This is a genomic window from Agrobacterium leguminum (genome assembly GCF_015704895.1).
Classification (GTDB): Bacteria; Pseudomonadota; Alphaproteobacteria; order Rhizobiales; family Rhizobiaceae; genus Agrobacterium; species Agrobacterium leguminum.
Genome location: NZ_JADQWB010000006.1, coordinates 158,771 through 174,643, shown reverse-complemented (window position 1 = coordinate 174,643; position 15,873 = coordinate 158,771). Strand labels below are relative to the sequence as shown.

Annotated in this window: 16 protein-coding genes; 12 read left to right on the top strand and 4 right to left on the bottom strand. The window is 61.4% G+C overall.

Annotated features, from left to right (window positions below):
• The first annotated feature begins 152 nt into the window (after window positions 1-152).
• Window positions 153-1,040: an ABC transporter permease gene (locus tag I3J13_RS11720; RefSeq protein WP_035263623.1), complete on the top strand. Its 888-nt coding sequence runs from the start codon at window positions 153-155 to the stop codon at window positions 1,038-1,040.
• Window positions 1,033-2,094, top strand: coding sequence for a quaternary amine ABC transporter ATP-binding protein (locus tag I3J13_RS11715; protein ID WP_174058403.1), 1,062 nt, complete (start codon window positions 1,033-1,035; stop codon window positions 2,092-2,094). Before I3J13_RS11720 ends, I3J13_RS11715 begins: the two co-directional genes overlap by 8 nt.
• On the opposite strand, the gene I3J13_RS11710 is transcribed toward I3J13_RS11715, so the two are convergent.
• Window positions 2,086-3,330, bottom strand: a complete 1,245-nt coding sequence (locus I3J13_RS11710) for a TIGR03862 family flavoprotein (protein WP_196378902.1) — start codon at window positions 3,328-3,330, stop codon at window positions 2,086-2,088. The two genes, I3J13_RS11715 and I3J13_RS11710, sit on opposite strands and share 9 nt — an antisense overlap.
• Window positions 3,331-3,383: 53 nt before the next feature.
• Here I3J13_RS11710 and I3J13_RS11705 point away from each other — a divergent pair, with 53 nt between their 5' ends.
• The 3 genes from I3J13_RS11705 to I3J13_RS11695 all read left to right on the top strand — a co-directional run bounded on the left by I3J13_RS11705 (window position 3,384) and on the right by I3J13_RS11695 (window position 5,415).
• Window positions 3,384-3,971: an IMPACT family protein gene (locus tag I3J13_RS11705; protein WP_196378901.1), complete on the top strand. Its 588-nt coding sequence runs from the start codon at window positions 3,384-3,386 to the stop codon at window positions 3,969-3,971.
• A gap of 140 nt (window positions 3,972-4,111) precedes the next feature.
• Entirely contained in the window at window positions 4,112-4,780 is a 669-nt protein-coding gene (locus I3J13_RS11700; RefSeq protein ID WP_196378900.1) for a pseudouridine synthase, read from the top strand.
• A gap of 8 nt (window positions 4,781-4,788) precedes the next feature.
• Entirely contained in the window at window positions 4,789-5,415 is a 627-nt protein-coding gene (locus I3J13_RS11695; protein ID WP_080853887.1) for a class I SAM-dependent methyltransferase, read from the top strand.
• Here I3J13_RS11695 and I3J13_RS11690 read toward each other — a convergent pair whose 3' ends face one another.
• Window positions 5,416-5,601 (bottom strand): hypothetical protein, encoded by a 186-nt coding sequence (locus I3J13_RS11690; protein ID WP_003508485.1) that lies wholly within the window; start codon window positions 5,599-5,601, stop codon window positions 5,416-5,418.
• Window positions 5,602-5,786: 185 nt separating this feature from the next.
• On the opposite strand from I3J13_RS11690, the gene I3J13_RS11685 reads away from it, so the two are divergent.
• Window positions 5,787-7,013, top strand: a complete 1,227-nt coding sequence (locus I3J13_RS11685) for a PQQ-dependent sugar dehydrogenase (RefSeq protein WP_196378899.1) — start codon at window positions 5,787-5,789, stop codon at window positions 7,011-7,013.
• Between the two features lie 104 nt (window positions 7,014-7,117).
• Window positions 7,118-8,134, top strand: a complete 1,017-nt coding sequence (locus I3J13_RS11680) for a DNA topoisomerase IB (RefSeq protein WP_196378898.1) — start codon at window positions 7,118-7,120, stop codon at window positions 8,132-8,134.
• A 3-nt stretch (window positions 8,135-8,137) separates the two neighbouring features.
• Here the strand turns inward: I3J13_RS11680 and I3J13_RS11675 are convergent, their stop codons facing one another.
• Window positions 8,138-8,860, bottom strand: coding sequence for a response regulator transcription factor (locus I3J13_RS11675; protein ID WP_196378897.1), 723 nt, complete (start codon window positions 8,858-8,860; stop codon window positions 8,138-8,140).
• Window position 8,861: 1 nt separating this feature from the next.
• Window positions 8,862-10,097 carry a GAF domain-containing sensor histidine kinase gene (locus I3J13_RS11670; RefSeq protein WP_196378896.1) on the bottom strand — a complete coding sequence of 412 codons (1,236 nt, stop codon included), beginning with the start codon at window positions 10,095-10,097 and terminating at the stop codon, window positions 8,862-8,864.
• 304 nt (window positions 10,098-10,401) lie between these two features.
• Between I3J13_RS11670 and I3J13_RS11665 the strand changes: the two genes are divergently transcribed.
• The 5 genes from I3J13_RS11665 (at window position 10,402) to I3J13_RS11645 (ending at window position 15,819) form a co-directional block, all read left to right on the top strand.
• Window positions 10,402-11,418: an ABC transporter substrate-binding protein gene (locus I3J13_RS11665; RefSeq protein ID WP_003522114.1), complete on the top strand. Its 1,017-nt coding sequence runs from the start codon at window positions 10,402-10,404 to the stop codon at window positions 11,416-11,418.
• Window positions 11,419-11,517: 99 nt separating this feature from the next.
• Entirely contained in the window at window positions 11,518-12,981 is a 1,464-nt protein-coding gene (locus I3J13_RS11660; RefSeq protein WP_196378895.1) for an ATP-binding cassette domain-containing protein, read from the top strand.
• Window positions 12,978-13,919, top strand: coding sequence for an ABC transporter permease (locus I3J13_RS11655; protein WP_196378894.1), 942 nt, complete (start codon window positions 12,978-12,980; stop codon window positions 13,917-13,919). Before I3J13_RS11660 ends, I3J13_RS11655 begins: the two co-directional genes overlap by 4 nt.
• Window positions 13,916-14,863 carry an ABC transporter permease gene (locus I3J13_RS11650; protein ID WP_003522111.1) on the top strand — a complete coding sequence of 316 codons (948 nt, stop codon included), beginning with the start codon at window positions 13,916-13,918 and terminating at the stop codon, window positions 14,861-14,863. The genes I3J13_RS11655 and I3J13_RS11650 overlap by 4 nt, the downstream gene beginning before the upstream one ends.
• Window positions 14,864-14,898: 35 nt before the next feature.
• A complete protein-coding gene (locus tag I3J13_RS11645) occupies window positions 14,899-15,819 on the top strand; it encodes an SMP-30/gluconolactonase/LRE family protein (RefSeq protein WP_196378893.1) in 921 nt (306 codons plus the stop codon).
• The last annotated feature ends 54 nt before the right edge of the window (window positions 15,820-15,873 follow it).

Sequence of the window (15,873 nt, the reverse complement as noted above, 5' to 3'; positions counted from 1 at the left end):
CTGGAATGCCTCCCGGCTTTCCGGTGACGATGCGCCGGTTCAACAGAGCGTTCCGCCCTGCGTCCTGACGGATGCGCGGCGCTCTGACGATTTTACTCCCGGAGCGCGGAGGATATCGATCCCCGCCTCCGGTTCGTCATGGAGAACAGGATATGGAATGGCTTTTCAAATTTCCGACCATGAATGACGATGCTCTGCGCGCGCTAAAAAAAGTCATCGACGAGGGGTTCCGGGCTTTCACCCGAACCTATGGCGGCGCAATCGAGGGGTTGTTTACTCCCCTTCAGAGCTTCCTCATCTGGGCGGAAAGGCTTTTGATCGGCGCACCCTGGCCGGTCGTTATTCTTATTGTCGGCGCGCTTGCCTGGTTCGGCAGCCGCAGCGCCACCATTGTTTCGCTCTGTTGCGGCATTCTCTTCGCCATCGGCTGGTTCGGCATGTGGGAAGACACGATGAAGACGGTCTCGATGATCTTCGTCTGCGCCGTGCTGTCCATCGTCGTCGGCCTGCCCATCGGCATCGCCATGGCGCGCTCCAACCGCCTGCAGAGCGTGGTCAATCCCGTTCTCGACGTGATGCAGACGATGCCGAGTTTCGTCTATCTCATTCCCGTCGTCATGCTGCTCGGCATCGGCCGCGTGCCCGGCGTCATCGCCGTCGTCATCTACGCCATTCCGCCGATGATACGGCTTACCAACCTCGGCATCCGCATGGTCGACCGCGACGTGCTGGAGGCTGCCGACGCCTTCGGCTCTTCGAAGCGCCAGAAGCTTTTCAAGGTGCAGCTGCCGCTCGCACTGCCCACCATCATGGCCGGCATCAACCAGACCATCATGATGGCGCTCGCCATGGTCGTCATCGCCTCCATGATCGGCGTGCAGGGCCTCGGTCAGCCGGTGCTGAAGGCCATCGCCAACCAGTATTTCACGCTCGGCGTGTTCAACGGGCTTGCCATCGTCGGCATCGCCATCATCTTCGACCGCATCAGCCAGGCCTATGGCCTTCGCCTGCAAAAACACCGGGAAGTGGCGCATGGCTAGTCAATCGATCGAAATTCGCAGCCTCTACAAGATTTTCGGCCCCAGGGCGGCCGACTATGTCGAACCCGTCAAGGCCGGCATGTCCAAGGCGGATCTCAACGCCAAACATGGTCATGTGCTCGGCCTGCGCGATATCAACATCACCATGCCGGGCGGGCAGATCACCGTCATCATGGGCCTTTCCGGTTCCGGCAAATCGACACTGATCCGCCACGTCAACCGGCTGATCGACCCGACCGCCGGCGAAATCCTCTATGGCGGCACGGACGTGTGCCGCCTCAACGAAGCGGATCTGCTGGAGTTTCGCCGCCACAAGACGGCGATGGTGTTCCAGAAATTCGGCCTCTTGCCACACCGCAACGTGCTGCAGAATGTCGTCTACGGTCTCGAGGTGCAGGGCGTCGACAAGCGCGAGCGGGAGGAAAGGGCGGAAGTCTGGATCAGACGCGTGGGGCTGGAAGGCTTCTCCAGCCATTATCCGAACCAGCTTTCGGGCGGCATGCAGCAGCGTGTGGGTCTGGCGCGGGCGCTGACCAACAATGCCGAAATCCTTTTGATGGACGAAGCCTATTCGGCGCTCGATCCGCTCATTCGCGTCGATATGCAGACGGTGCTGCTGGAACTGCAGAAAGAACTGAAAAAAACCGTGGTCTTCATCACCCACGATCTCGATGAAGCGCTGCGGCTGGGCGACAAGATCGCCATTCTGCGCGACGGCGAAATCATCCAGCAGGGCACGGCGGCCGAAATCGTCATGTCGCCGGCCGACAGCTATATCGAGGCCTTCGTGGAGGAGGTCAATCGCGGCAGGGTCATTCGCCTCGGCGCCATCGTCCAGCCGGAATTATCCGGCCAGTCACGGCTTCAGCTCGATGCGGATATGACGGTCGAAGAGGGCCTGCGTGCGCTCGTCCGGGAAAATGTCAGCAGCGCCACAGTCGTCGGGGAAAATGGCAAACCGCTTGGCGCCGTCACCACCGATGCCATCATGCGCTGCCTCGTCAGGACCGCACATGGTGAGGAAGCAGGCACGGCTGAACGCTTGTCAGGCTGAGCCTTCAAGCCACGCGGCCATGCCCTTTGCGGCGGCCCTGCCTGTGGCGAAACAGGCGGTCAAGAGATAGCCGCCGGTCGGCGCTTCCCAATCCAGCATTTCCCCGGCAGCAAATATGCCGGGGAGCTTTTCCAGCATGTAGTTCTCATCGAGACCGCTCCACGCGACGCCACCGGCAGATGAAATCGCCTCGGCAATCGGTCTCGTCCGCAAAAGCGGTATCTCCGCATGTTTTATTCTCGCGGCGACGAACTCATCCGGCATGGCCGCGATGTCGGGAAAGATTTCCCGCAGAAGCCCGACCTTCACAGCCGATAAGCCGGCCGCCTTGCGCATGCGGTTTGCAAAACTCTCCTTCCGTCCGAGTTTCGCCAGATCGCGGCTGAGGCGTTCCACCGTACGTCCCGGCGCAAGATCGATTGCGAGCGACACTTTGCCCGCCTCTTCCAGCCGGTCGCGCAGCGCGGCGGAATGGGCATAGATCACGCTGCCTTCAATACCATGCTTCGTGATGACGAATTCGCCCTGAAAAGCTCCGGCCGGCGAAATGGTGATGGTGGATTTCACCGCTTCACCGGCAAAACGCGCGCGGAAGATATCGCTCCAGTCGACGTCGAAACCGCAATTGGCGGGGCGGAACGGGAAAAACGCCACGCCTTTCTCCGCCAGCGCCGGAACCCATGCGGCATCGGAGCCGAGACGCGGCCAGCTCGCGCCACCGAGCGCCAGAAGAACGGCATCGGCCTTGATGGCGACCTCGCCCTCCGGTGTCGCGAAAAGCAGGTGCTCACCGGAAAAACCCATCCAGCGATGCCGTGTCCTGATGGTCACCCCCTGCACCTCCAGCCGGGCAAGCCATGCCCGCAGCAACGGCGAGGCCTTCATGACGGTGGGAAACACCCGGCCCGAACTGCCGACGAAAGTTTCCTGCCCCAGCCCCTGCGCCCAGTCGCGCAGCATATCCGGCGTGAAATCATCGAGAGCGGCGCGCAGCCTCGGTTCCGCATCGCCGAACCGGTGACGGAAGCTGTCGTAATCTTCGGCATGGGTGATGTTGAGGCCGGATTTTCCGGCCATCAGCAATTTACGCGCCACGGTCGGCATCGCCTCGAACACCGTCACGGCATGGCCTGCGGCCGAAAGCATCTCGGCCGCCATCAGCCCCGCCGGTCCGCCGCCGATAATCGCGACCTGCCTCGCCTTTGCCAAAACCCTCTCCATCGCCATCTTCGCCATTCCGAGCCTTATACCGATTTCCGCATGCGAATATATGCGATATTGAAACGCCCATGTTCACGCTCGACCGCCCCGTCACCTTTTCGCAGGATATCAAGAAAAGCCGCTTCATCGCCTTTGCCGCGCCTGTGACGGGCGAAGAGGATGCGAAAAACTTTCTAGCGGCGCATTCCGATCCGGATGCGAACCATAATTGCTGGGCATGGCGAAGCGGCCAGACCTATCGTTTCAGCGATGACGGCGAGCCTTCGGGCACGGCCGGGAAACCGATCCTTCAGGCTATCGACGGCCAGGCGCTGGACAATGTCGCCGTTCTCGTCATCCGCTGGTTCGGCGGCATCCTGCTCGGCAGCGGCGGGCTGATGCGCGCCTATGGCGGCACGGCGGCAGCGTGTCTCCGGCTTGGAGAAACCTCGCCGGTCATCGCCTATGTCAGCGCGACGCTGAGTTGCCCCTTTTCCGATCTGGCGCTGGTGAAATCGCGTCTTTCCGCCACACCGAATCTGCGTCTGGAAAGGGAAGATTTCACCGGCACCGGCGCGGATATGCTGCTTTCGGTTCCGGCGGAGGAAGCCGAACGGCTCACCCGGCTTTTAAGCGACCTGACCAGCGGACGCGTCAATTTGCATATTCCCGACTAGAGTTTTTTCGCTTTTCTTCGAATCGCGAAAGCACTCTAACTCTTTGTTTTGGCGCATTTCCGGACGGAAAACCGGGGTCCACTTTTCCTGGAAATGCTCTAGCGCCTGTCCGAATGCGCAATTCGTGCTAAGGAAGCGACATGTCATCCGAGCTTTCCAACCCCGTCTATCATCCGCCACTCGACCCCTGGCTCACCATCGTGCACCGCGACGACGATCTGCTGGTGCTCGACAAGCCAAGCGGGCTTTTATCGGTGCCGGGGCGCGATCCGGCGCTTTCGGACAGCCTGATGACGCGGGTGCAGAAACAGTTCCCAAAAGCGCTGATGATCAACCGGCTGGACAAGGACACCTCCGGCATCGTGCTGATGTCCCTGAACCGCGAGGCGCATGCGGCGATTGCGTCGCAGTTTGAAAACCGCCAGACACGCAAATCCTATGTCGCCATTGTCTGGGGAGAGGTTGCGGGAGAAGCGGGAGAAGTGGACCTGCCGCTCGCCATCGATCCCGAAAACAAGCCCCGCCACCGGGTCGACCACGAGAACGGCAAGCCGGCGCAGAGCCTTTGGAGGGTGCTGGAACGATTGCCGCTTCCGGCAACGCGGCTGGCGCTGACCCCGCTTACCGGCCGCACCCACCAATTGCGGGTGCATATGAAGGCGCTTGGCCACCCCATTCTCGGCGATGAATTTTATGCCGAGGGCGAAGCGCTTGCCGCCGCGCCGCGTCTGATGCTGCATGCGCAGGAGGTCGGGTTCCGCCATCCGGATGGCCGCGACGTCACCTATACCGTGCCCTGCCCCTTCTGAGGCCTGCGATGAAAGAAAAAGACGAAAGCTTCGTAGTAGATTTTGTCGGCGGTGCAGTCGGACATCGTTTCCGCTCCGGCGAGGGGCGCGGACAGGCCCTGCCGAAAGCCGCGGGTTTCACGAAGGGCCGCACGCCGAAAATCGTGGATGCGACCGCAGGCCTCGGGCGCGACGCTTTTCTGCTGGCCTCACTGGGAGCGGAAGTAACGCTGATCGAACGCTCGCCGGGAATGCATGCCCATCTTGCAGACGGCATTCGCCGCGCATTGGAGGCTGGCGGCGCCTATGCCGAGGCGGCGGCGCGCATGACGCTGCTTCACGGAGATTCACGCCAGTTGCTGAAAGAGCTTTCACCGGAAGTGGTGATCGTCGACCCCATGCATCCGCCGCGCCATAACACGGCGCTGGTGAAAAAAGAGATGCGGGTGCTGAGGGAACTGGTTGGCTCCGACCCGGACCAGGTGGAGCTGATGGAAGCTGCGCTGGAGAATGCGACGAAGCGGGTGGTTCTGAAATGGCCCCTGCGCGCCGAGCCGATGCCGGGCATTCGCAAGCCTTCGCATCAGATAATGGGCAAGAACACCCGTTATGATGTCTTCATGATATTCGGAAAATCTATCGACCCGGAGGAATGATCAACGGAAGCTCGGCTTGCGCTGCGCATTCATCAAAAGCTCGTGCCGCGAGGCGAACTCGCCGAACAGCTTTCTGAGCCGGGTTTCCTCGGCCTTGTCCAGCCGGTAACGCCTGCAGAATTCCGCAACGTTGAGGATCGGCTTGGTTCTGTTCCCGTCTATGGTCTTGTTGTCGATGATCTGCATGGCGCCCTCCGTGTAACAAAGGGGAAAACGTGAGCGCAGGCCGGCGGTTCCTTATGAATTCGCATGGATGAGAAAAGAGCGTGCAGCCTGCACACGGCGTGATCAAGTTTTCTTGAAACTATCGCAGGAAACGAAATCCTCCCCAAATGGTTCTCTGCCTGACGTAAACGAAGGAAGGGAGTCCCATGTTCCATAACAACCGATTTCTGAGTTCGACGATCCTGTGTGCGTTGCTCGCCGTGCCGCTTGCCGGCATTGCACAGGCCCAGGCCCCGGCCGCCGAAACGAAACGGCCGAATGCGCCGGATCAGAAACCGGCTTTTGAGGGCCAGACCCGCGCGCCGCAGGCCGCCACCCAGCCAAGCGTCGAAAAAACCGTGATCGCGGACGGCCTGCCGCATCTGTGGTCGATGGAGTTTCTGCCCGATGGCCGCATGATCGTCGCAGCCAAGGAAGGCGCCATCCATATCGTCGCAGACGGCAAGGCCGGCCCGGCGATCGCGGGCGTGCCTGAGGTGGCATCCGACGGACAGGGCGGCCTTCTCGACATCGCGCTGGCTCCCGATTTCGAAACATCGCGCACCATCTTCTTCTCCTTCTCCGAACCGCGCGATGGCGGCAACGGCACGTCGGTAGCCTCGGCGAAACTGACCGAGGAGGGAGGCGCGGCAAAGCTGGACAATGTCTCGGTGATTTTCCGCCAGATGCCGACCTATGATGGCGACAAACATTTCGGCTCCCGCCTCGTCTTCGGGCCGAACAACGAGCTTTATGTCACCGTCGGAGAACGTTCGGATTCAAAACCGCGCGTGCAGGCGCAAGACCTGTCGAGCGGGCTTGGCAAGGTCTTCCGCATCGATACACAGGGCAAGGCCTTTGAAGGCAATCCTTTCGCCAGCCAGCAGAACGCCCTCCCCGAAATCTGGAGCTATGGCCACCGCAACCTGCAGGCGGCAGCGCTGGACGGAGAAGGCAGGCTCTGGACCGTGGAACACGGCCCGCGCGGCGGCGATGAGCTGAACATGCCGAAAGCCGGCCTGAATTACGGCTGGCCGGTCATCACCTATGGCGTCGAATATAGCGGAAGGTCGGTTGGCGAAGGCGTTACCGCAAAAGAAGGCATGGAACAGCCGGTCTATTATTGGGACCCGGTCATCGGCCCCTCTGGCATGGCCTATTATGACGGCAACCAGATTCCCGAATGGAAGGGCGCCTTCATCGTCGGCGGTCTGGTAAGCCAGGGCCTCGTCATCCTGCATATCGATGGCGACAGGGTTGCCACCGAAAGCCGGTTGCCGCTGGAAGCGCGCATTCGCGACGTGAAGGTCGGTCCGGACGGCGCGATCTATGCCGTGACCGAAGAGCGCGGCGGCGGTGAATCGCAGATTTTGCGGATCGCCAAGGCCGGCTGATTAAAAAGACCGGCTGAGAAAACTCACGACTGGAACGACAGGCCGCCGGAACGAAGGCGGCCTGTTTTTCGTTTGCCGCAGCGTGAAACCTGCCGGAAAAAACCATGCCACAGCCGCCCACCCGCCTTCTTGCCAAAATCGGACTTGCCTATGTCAACGATCAGGAGCCGGGTATTGCCCGCGAAAAACGCGGACGCGGTTTCTGTTACCGTCTGCCGGGCGGCGAGCTTCTGTCCGACACCGTCGAACTGAAGCGCATCAAAGCGCTCGGCGTGCCGCCCGCCTATAAGGACGTCTGGATATGCATTGACCCCACCGGCCATCTGCAGGCTACGGGTTTCGATGCCCGCGGGCGAAAACAATATCGTTATCATCCCGACTGGCATGCGCTCCGGGGCGAGACGAAATTCTTCCAGCTCAAAAGCTTCGGCAGGGCGCTGCCCGCCATTCGCCGCCGCGCCATAGCCGATATAGAAAAACAGGATCACGGGCAGGAAATGACGCTCGCAGCGCTCACACTGCTGCTCGATGCCGCCTATCTGCGCGTCGGCAACCGCTCCTATCTCGAAACCAACGGCACCTATGGCGCAACGACATTGCTCAAGCGACACGTCTCCTTCGGTGAAACCATCGAGTTGCGATTTGCCGCCAAGGGCGGGCAGAAGGTTAAACGGCAATTGCGCCACCCTCGCCTTCAGAAAATCCTCGAGGAGATCGCCGATCTGCCCGGCAAGGAACTCTTCGTCTGGCAGGATAGCGAAAACAGGGTGCATTCGGTCGATTCCAGCGACCTTAACGCTTACCTCTCCCGCATCGGCGGGCAAGGCATTTCCGCCAAGACCTTTCGTACCTGGGGCGGAACGCTCGCCGCCTTCTGCAACGCGATGGAACATGTGGCGGCGGGCGACAAGCCGAGCATGAAGGGCATGTGCGAGGCAGCGGCGGCGGAGCTCTCCAACACGCCCGCCATCTGCCGCAAGAGCTATGTGCACCCGGCCGTCCTCGATATAGCGACGGAAGAGAAAGCGCAGAAAAAGCTTGGCCGCATCTTGAAAGTCGGGGCAAAGCCCGTCTCCGGCCTCAGAGCGGATGAAAGACGGCTGCTTGCCTTTTTGCCCTGAGGATCAGCGGCTGCCCGCCCATTCCGACAGCTCCCGCTCGGCCCTTTCCAGCGCGCTGTAATTTAACAGCTTGCGCAGGAAAGCGACGGTAACGGCGCGGGTTCTGAGATTATACCGGCCTTCCGCCTCGTCATCGCCGGTGGCCTGATGCACGTTCAGCTTCTCATAGAGACTTTGCAGCCGGTTCTGTACGCTGCGCAGCGACAGGTTGCGGCGGCGGGCAATCGCCTTGTCGGTCAACCCGAGCGCGACATCGACAAGAATTTCATATTCGGAATCGGTAAAGCCATGCGCCTTGCCGAGGCTCTTTTCCTGCAGGCCACGCACTTCCCGGTCGATCACGCATTGCGCCTCGATGAAGATGCTGCGCAGCGCCAGCCGCAGGCGGTCATCGGAGGCGGATTTCAGCACGTAGCCATAGGCGGCCCCTTCCGGCACGATGCGGGAGACACCGCGCACATAGGCCTCGTCGGAATAGTTGGACCAGAACAGGATGCGGGTATCCGGCCTTTCCTTCCAGATGGTGCGCGCCGCCTCGATGCCGTTGCGCTCGTTCATCTGCAAATCCATGACGATATGGGCGGCCCGGTTTTCCCGCGCGAGCTTTTCGCCGGTTCTGCCATTTGCCGCCTCCAGCACCTTGTCGCATTCCGGCAGCGCGGCACGCACAGCCTCGTTCAGATAGGCGCGGTGCAGCGCATCGTCTTCGACGATCAGCACATCCATGTCACAACTCCTCCCGCCGGTCGAAAGCGCCTGCCGGCAAGGTGACGGTGATGCGGGTTCCCGCTCCCGTGCCATTGCCGCCAATATCGAATCTCGCCGAAATCAGCCGCGCCCGCGTCTTCATATTGCCGATGCCGAGGCCGCCGGAGGCCCCGCTTTCGCCACCACCGCTGCCGTCGTCGCTGACCGTCACCCGCAACCCACCGTCGATTGCGGTCAGTTTCACGGCAATCGCTTCGGGCTGGGCATGGCGAATGGCATTGTTTACCGCCTCCTGCACGATGCGGAACAGCGAGATCGCCACCGTCTTGTCCAGCCTTTCCACCAGCCCGTCCGTCTCATCCGTCACCGACCAGTCGATTGCCGATCCGCTATCGCGCACGGAGCGGTCCACATAGGTCTCGATGGCCTCAACGACGCCGAACAATTGCAGGATCGAGGGTTTCGCCTCCTCGATGATCTCGCGCAAATCCTGCATGCAATGCTGCAGGCTGCGCACCACCGACTCCAGCATCTCGCCCGACAGGTCGGGGGTATGGCTCATGCGCTCGATGCGCCGCGCAAGCCGCGTCAGGTCCGCCAGCGTCTGGTCGTGCAGATCCATGCCGATGCGCTGCCGTTCGGCCTCCAGCGCCTCGGTCAATTGCAACGCGCCTAAACGCAGGCCCTCCTCGCGGGCATTGGCGCGCGCCTCCTCGATGGCAGAGCGTTTGGCCTGCTCGGCGGCGCGGATGGCGTAGAAATAGGGCGCCAGCAAATCCGCGACCGCGCGGGCATTCGCCACATCCTCCATCGTATAGGCGTCCGACTGGTGGGAGGAGCAACTCAGCGCGCCGATGATATCGCCATGCACCTTCATCGGCACATGCAGGCGGCTATGCAGGTTGAGTTCGATGATCGGGCTTGAAAACGACCCTTCGAAATGAAAGCGCGGATCGGCGCAGGCGTCGCCGCTCAAGAGATATTCCACCTCGCCTGACAGCAGTGTCCGGATAGGACTACCCGTCAGAAGGGCGGGCGGCTGCCGGCTCCAGGCGCTGACGAGACCGCTCTCATAGGCGATGTGATATTTGTCATCCAGCTGCTTGATGCAGACATCCATATGGTCATGCGGGATGATATGGCTGATCTCGGTGGCGACCGCCTGGATGATGGCATTAAATTCGAGCTGCCCGGCAAGCAGCCGCGAAATGCCCATATAATGATGAAAAAGAGCGCTTTTCGGCGTATCCAGCATGTGCGGACGCCCTCCCAAGCGCCTGCCTTCGACCATCGCGGCGAAGCTTCAACCCCTAGGGCGCCGCATCATTCATTCTGCGCCCGGCAGTGGCGTTTCGTCCTGCGGGTTCCCGCATGCTTTCTGCGGAAACCCGCAGGAAGATTGCCGCGATCCGCCTATACAAGCCAAATCTTCTTGGTCATTCTCGCTTCTACTGGGGAAAGGAGCTCCAGTGCAAAGGAATTCCACCTGCCGCCGAGGAGATTTGCGGCGTGCGTGAATTCCGGGCTCGAAAAGGGCAAGCCACGAGGGAGGAAATCAAATGGCTTTCAGGAAGATGCTTCTGGCATCGGCCGCTGTCGCATGCGCAGCTTTGCCGATCACCGCTCATGCCGATACGTCGGCCAAAAAAATCGCGCTTTCAAACAATTATGCCGGTAATTCCTGGCGTCAGGCAATGCTGACGAGCTGGGACAAGATCACCAAGCAGGCGGTTGCCGACAAGCAGGTCGCCGCCGCTGACGCCTTCACCACAGCCGAAAACCAGGCGACCGAACAGGCCGCGCAGATCCAGAACCTCATTCTTCAGGGTTACGACGCCATCGTCATCAACGCCGCTTCGCCCACCGCCCTTAACGGCGCGGTGAAGGAAGCCTGCGATGCCGGCATCACCGTCGTATCCTTCGACGGCATCGTCACCGAGCCCTGCGCATGGCGCATCGCCGTCGATTTCAAGGCGATGGGCGAAAGCCAGATCGACTATCTCGCCAAGGCCATGCCGAAGGGCGGCAACCTGCTCGAAATTCGCGGCCTCGCGGGCGTTTCGGTGGATGATGAAATCCATGCCGGCATCGCCGCCGGCGTCGCCAAGAACCCGCAGTTCAAGATCGTCGGTTCTGTCAATGGCGACTGGGCGCAGGACGTCGCCCAGCGCGCCGTCGCCGGCATTCTGCCGAGCCTTCCCGAAGTCGCGGCTGTCGTGACGCAGGGCGGCGACGGTTACGGCGCGGCACAGGCTTTCGCCGCCGCCAAGCGCCCGACACCCACCATCGTCATGGGCAACCGCGAAGACGAGCTGCAATGGTGGAAGCAGCAGAAGGATGCAAGCGGTTACGAGACCATGTCCGTCTCCATCGCTCCCGGCGTCTCGACGCTGGCTTTCTGGGTGGCGCAGCAAATCCTCGACGGCAAGGATGTGAAGAAGGATCTGACCGTGCCCTTCCTGCGCATCGACCAGGCCAATCTCGAGGAAAACCTGAAGACGACCCAGAAGGGCGGCGTGGCGAATGTGGAATATTCGCAGGAAGACGCCCAGAAGGCCATCGCATCGGCCAAATAGGCCGGATCGGCCCAGAGCTTGACTATTGCGGCGCTCCCGGAACGGGCGCCGCAATAGCCACCATATTATCCGATTTTCACATCACTGGCGTAGTTGCTCATGAATGACATCATCGAGGCGGAAGAAGTCGTCGCTGCGCGCGGCGTGAAGGTCGTGTTCGGCGCGGTAAGGGCGCTGGATGGGGCCGATCTCGTCATCCGCACGGGGGAATGCCTCGGGCTCGTCGGCCATAACGGCGCGGGAAAGTCCACCATCGTCAACGTCATCAATGGCGGGCTGACGCCGCATGAGGGTTCCGTTTCCTATGGCGGCAACGAAAACCGCCATGGCATTGCCGCCGCGCGCGCGAACGGCGTTCGCTGCGTGTTTCAGGAACTGTCGCTTTGCCCGAACCTGACGATCAGCGAAAATGTCCGCATCATGCATGCCGCCACGGGTGGGCGAAACTGGCGCGGCCGTGCGCTGACGACGATCCGGCAGACGCTCGACGAGATTTTTCCCGGCCACGGTATCGATTGCGAGCTGACCATCGCCGAACTTTCCATCGCCGAACGCCAGATGGTGGAAATCGCCATCAATTTCTGCCGCATACCGCACGCGCCGAGACTGGTGATCCTCGATGAGCCCACCTCTTCGCTGGATGCCGGTCTTGCCGAGCAGCTGATGGATTATGTCCGCCGTTTCGTGCGTGAGGGCGGCTCGGTTCTGCTGATCTCGCATATTCTCGGAGAAATTCTTTCGACGGCCACCCGTATCGTGGTGATGAAGGATGGCCGGGTCGTGGCCGACCGGAAGGCCGTCGACTTCACCACCCGCTCGCTGGTTGAGGCCATGGGCAGCGTCGTCAAGGAACAGGACAGACGACGGGGTGAAAGCCGCAAGGCGGGCGAGAAGGTGCTTTCCATGCCGGCACGCCGGGGCGAAGGCCTTGCCTTCGAGGCCTTTCGCGGCGAGATCGTCGGCCTTGCCGGTCTCGGCGGCCATGGCCAGACCGAAGCGCTTCTCGATCTTTATCTCGCCCGCAACAATAGCTGGATACCAGCGCGCAAGACCGATCTCGCCTTCGTGGCGGGCGACCGCAGCCTGAACGGCACTTTTCCGCTGTGGAGCATCCTCAAAAACCTGTCCATCGCCTCGCTCAGGGATATTTCAGCCGCAGGCATGGTGGACAGAGCCAAGGAAACCGAGCTTGGGGCGCAATGGAAAAAGCGCATCGAAATCCGCACGCCCGACATGGGCAACAAAATCCTCTCCCTCTCCGGCGGCAACCAGCAGAAGGTGCTTTTCGCCCGTGCGCTTGCCACCACCGCCAGCACGGTTTTGATGGACGACCCGATGCGCGGCGTCGATATCGGCACCAAACAGGAGGTCTATGACATCTTGAGAACCGAAGCTTCCCACGGCCGCACCTTCATCTGGTACTCCACCGAAATGGATGAAATCCGTCTCTGCGACCGGGTCTATGTGTTCCGCGACGGCGCCATCCAGGCGGAACTCGTCGGCGACGATATTACCGAGCAGAATGTGCTGGCGGCCTCCTTTGCCGGAGAAGACCACGCATGAAACTCTCGGCAAACGCGCTCCGCCTCATCATTCCCGCCGCCTCGCTCGCCTTCCTGCTCGCCGCCGTCTTCTACATGCAGCCGCGCGCCATGAGCTATACCGGCATGAACCTGCTGTTCAATCTGGCGGTGCCGATTGCGCTCGCCACCATTGCGCAGATGCTGATCATGTCGGTCAACGATCTCGATCTGTCGATGGGCACCTTCGTCAGTTTCTGCGCCTGTGTGACCGCCACTTTCCTGCAAACCACGCCCATCCTCGGAATTGCGATTTTTGCCGGTGCGATTGCGGTTTATGCACTGCTTGGCGCCATCATCCATATCCGCGCCCTGCCCTCCATCGTCGTCACGCTCGGCATGAGCTTCGTCTGGGGCGGCCTTGCCGTCCTCATTCTGCCCTCGCCCGGCGGCCAGGCCCCCGCCTTCATCCGGGCGCTGATGACGGCAAAACCGCCTTTCGTGCCGATCGCCATCGTCGCCAGCATCCTGATCGCGGTCGTCGCCCATTACATTGTCATGCGCTCTTCCTTCGGCGTGCTGATGCGCGGTGTCGGTGGCAATTTCCGCTCGGTCGAACGCTCCGGCTGGTCGGTCGTCGGCATTCGCGCCGGCACCTTTGCGCTGGCCGGTTTCTTCGCGGTGCTGTCCGGTATCGCCCTTGTCGGGCTGACGACATCGGCCGACGCCAATATCGCGCTGCGTTACACGCTGCTCTCGATTGCCGGCGTCATTCTCGGCGGCGGTGAATTCGTCGGCGGAAGGGTATCGCCCATCGGCGCGGTCATCGGCGCGCTGACGCTGACGCTCGCCGGTTCGTTCCTCTCCTTCATGCGCATTTCACCGGACTGGCAGATCGGCGCGCAGGGGGCGATCCTCATCATCGTGCTGGCGCTGCGCATCCTGCTCAACCGTCTTGAAAAGCGGGAGAAAAACCAATGAACGGGCTGTCTTCCCTCACCAGAAAACCATGGATATGGTCTTTCGCAGCAACCGCCGTCGTCTGGATCGTCACCGTGCTTTTCACCGGCGGTGCAAGCTCCTTCGGCCTGTCGCATGCCGCACTCACCTTCGCGGCCTTTTCGGTCATCGTCGGCATCGGCCAGATGTTCGTCATCACGCTCGGGCCGGGCAATATCGACCTCTGCGTTCCCGCCACGATGACGCTGTCAGGCACGCTGGCCTTGAAATTCATGGATGTGTCCGACGGTCTCATCCTGCCCGGACTGCTGATCGCCATCCTGATCGGCATCGCCATCGGCATCGGCAATTATGCGCTGATCAAGCTCCTGCGCATCCCGCCGATCATCGCGACGCTCTCCATGAGCTTCATCGTGCAATCCATCGCCATCTGGTCGAACCGCGGCCTGCGCATCAAGCCGCCGGAAACATTGGCCACATTCGCCACGTCAAGTTTCTTCGGCATTCCGAATGTCGCCCTCGTGGCCCTGCTGCTCTCGGTCATCGCCTGGCTGCTGCTCGACCGCTCGTTTTACGGACGCTGGATTTCCGCCATCGGTCAGAGCACCTTCGCCGCCCGCATGACCGGCATTCCGGTGGACGGTGCACGCTTCGTCACCTATGTGCTCTGCGCGGTGCTGGCGGCGATTGCCGGTTATCTGCTCGCCAGCTTCTCCGGCGGTGCTGCGCTCAATATGGGCTCAGAATATCTGCTGATGTCCATCGCCGTCGTCGTCATCGGCGGAACGGCGGTGGCGGGCGGCGATTCCAATGTTCCCGGCATATGGGGGGCATCGCTCTTCATGTTCCTGGTGGTGTCGATGCTGAATACCTATGGTTTCGGCGCCGGCATCCGCCTCATCCTCACCGGCCTCATCATCATCTCCGTCATTCTTCTGGCAAGCGGCCCCAAGGCCACGCGCTGAACCCATAACGACAAGCCCCCAAGCGGACCACGCTCATGACCACAGACAAGACCTCCCCTTACGAAATCCACGATGACCGCTTCCGCCATCTGATCGTCGGCAATGCCGAGCTGGAAGAGCTTTATTCCGGCTGCCGCTGGGCCGAAGGCCCGGTGTGGTTTGCCGATCTGAACTGCCTGCTGTTCAGCGATATTCCGAATGAGCGCATGCTGCGCTGGGTGCCGGATGGCGGGATCTCGGTGTTCCGCCAGCCCTCCAACTTCACCAACGGCAATACCCGCGACCGGCAGGGACGGCTCGTTTCCTGCGAACATGGCGGCCGCCGCGTCACCCGTACCGAAGTGGACGGCTCGATCACGGTTCTTGCCGACAGCTACGGCGGCAAGCGGCTGAACTCACCCAATGACGTGGTGGTCAAATCCGATGGCAGCGTCTGGTTCACTGACCCGACCTACGGGATTCTTTCCGATTACGAGGGCTACAAGGCGGAACCCGAACAGAAGACGCGCAGTGTCTACCGGCTCGATCCCGCAACGGGAGAGGTCACGATCGCCATCGACGACTTCATGCAGCCGAACGGGCTTGCGTTTTCGCCTGACGAGACAAAGCTCTACGTCGCCGACAGTTCCTACAGCCACGATGTCTCCCGCCCGCGCCATATCCGCGTCTTCGATGTGGTGGATGGCGTAAAGCTCACCAACGGCCGGGAATTCTGCAATCTCGACAGTGGCCTGCCGGACGGCTTCCGTCTGGATACTGCCGGCAACCTGTGGACCAGCGCCGGCGATGGCGTGCACTGCTTTTCCCCCGAAGGTACGCTCCTCGGCAAGATCAGGGTGCCGCAGACGGTCGCAAACCTCACCTTCGGCGGCCCGAAAAAGAACCGCCTGTTCATCACCGCGACGAAATCGCTTTATTCGGTCTATGTCGCCGCAACCGGCGCGCAAACGCCCTGAGCTACTGAAAAACCGGAGGAAACGGGCCGGGAAGGAACTGGCAAGACGGCTTCA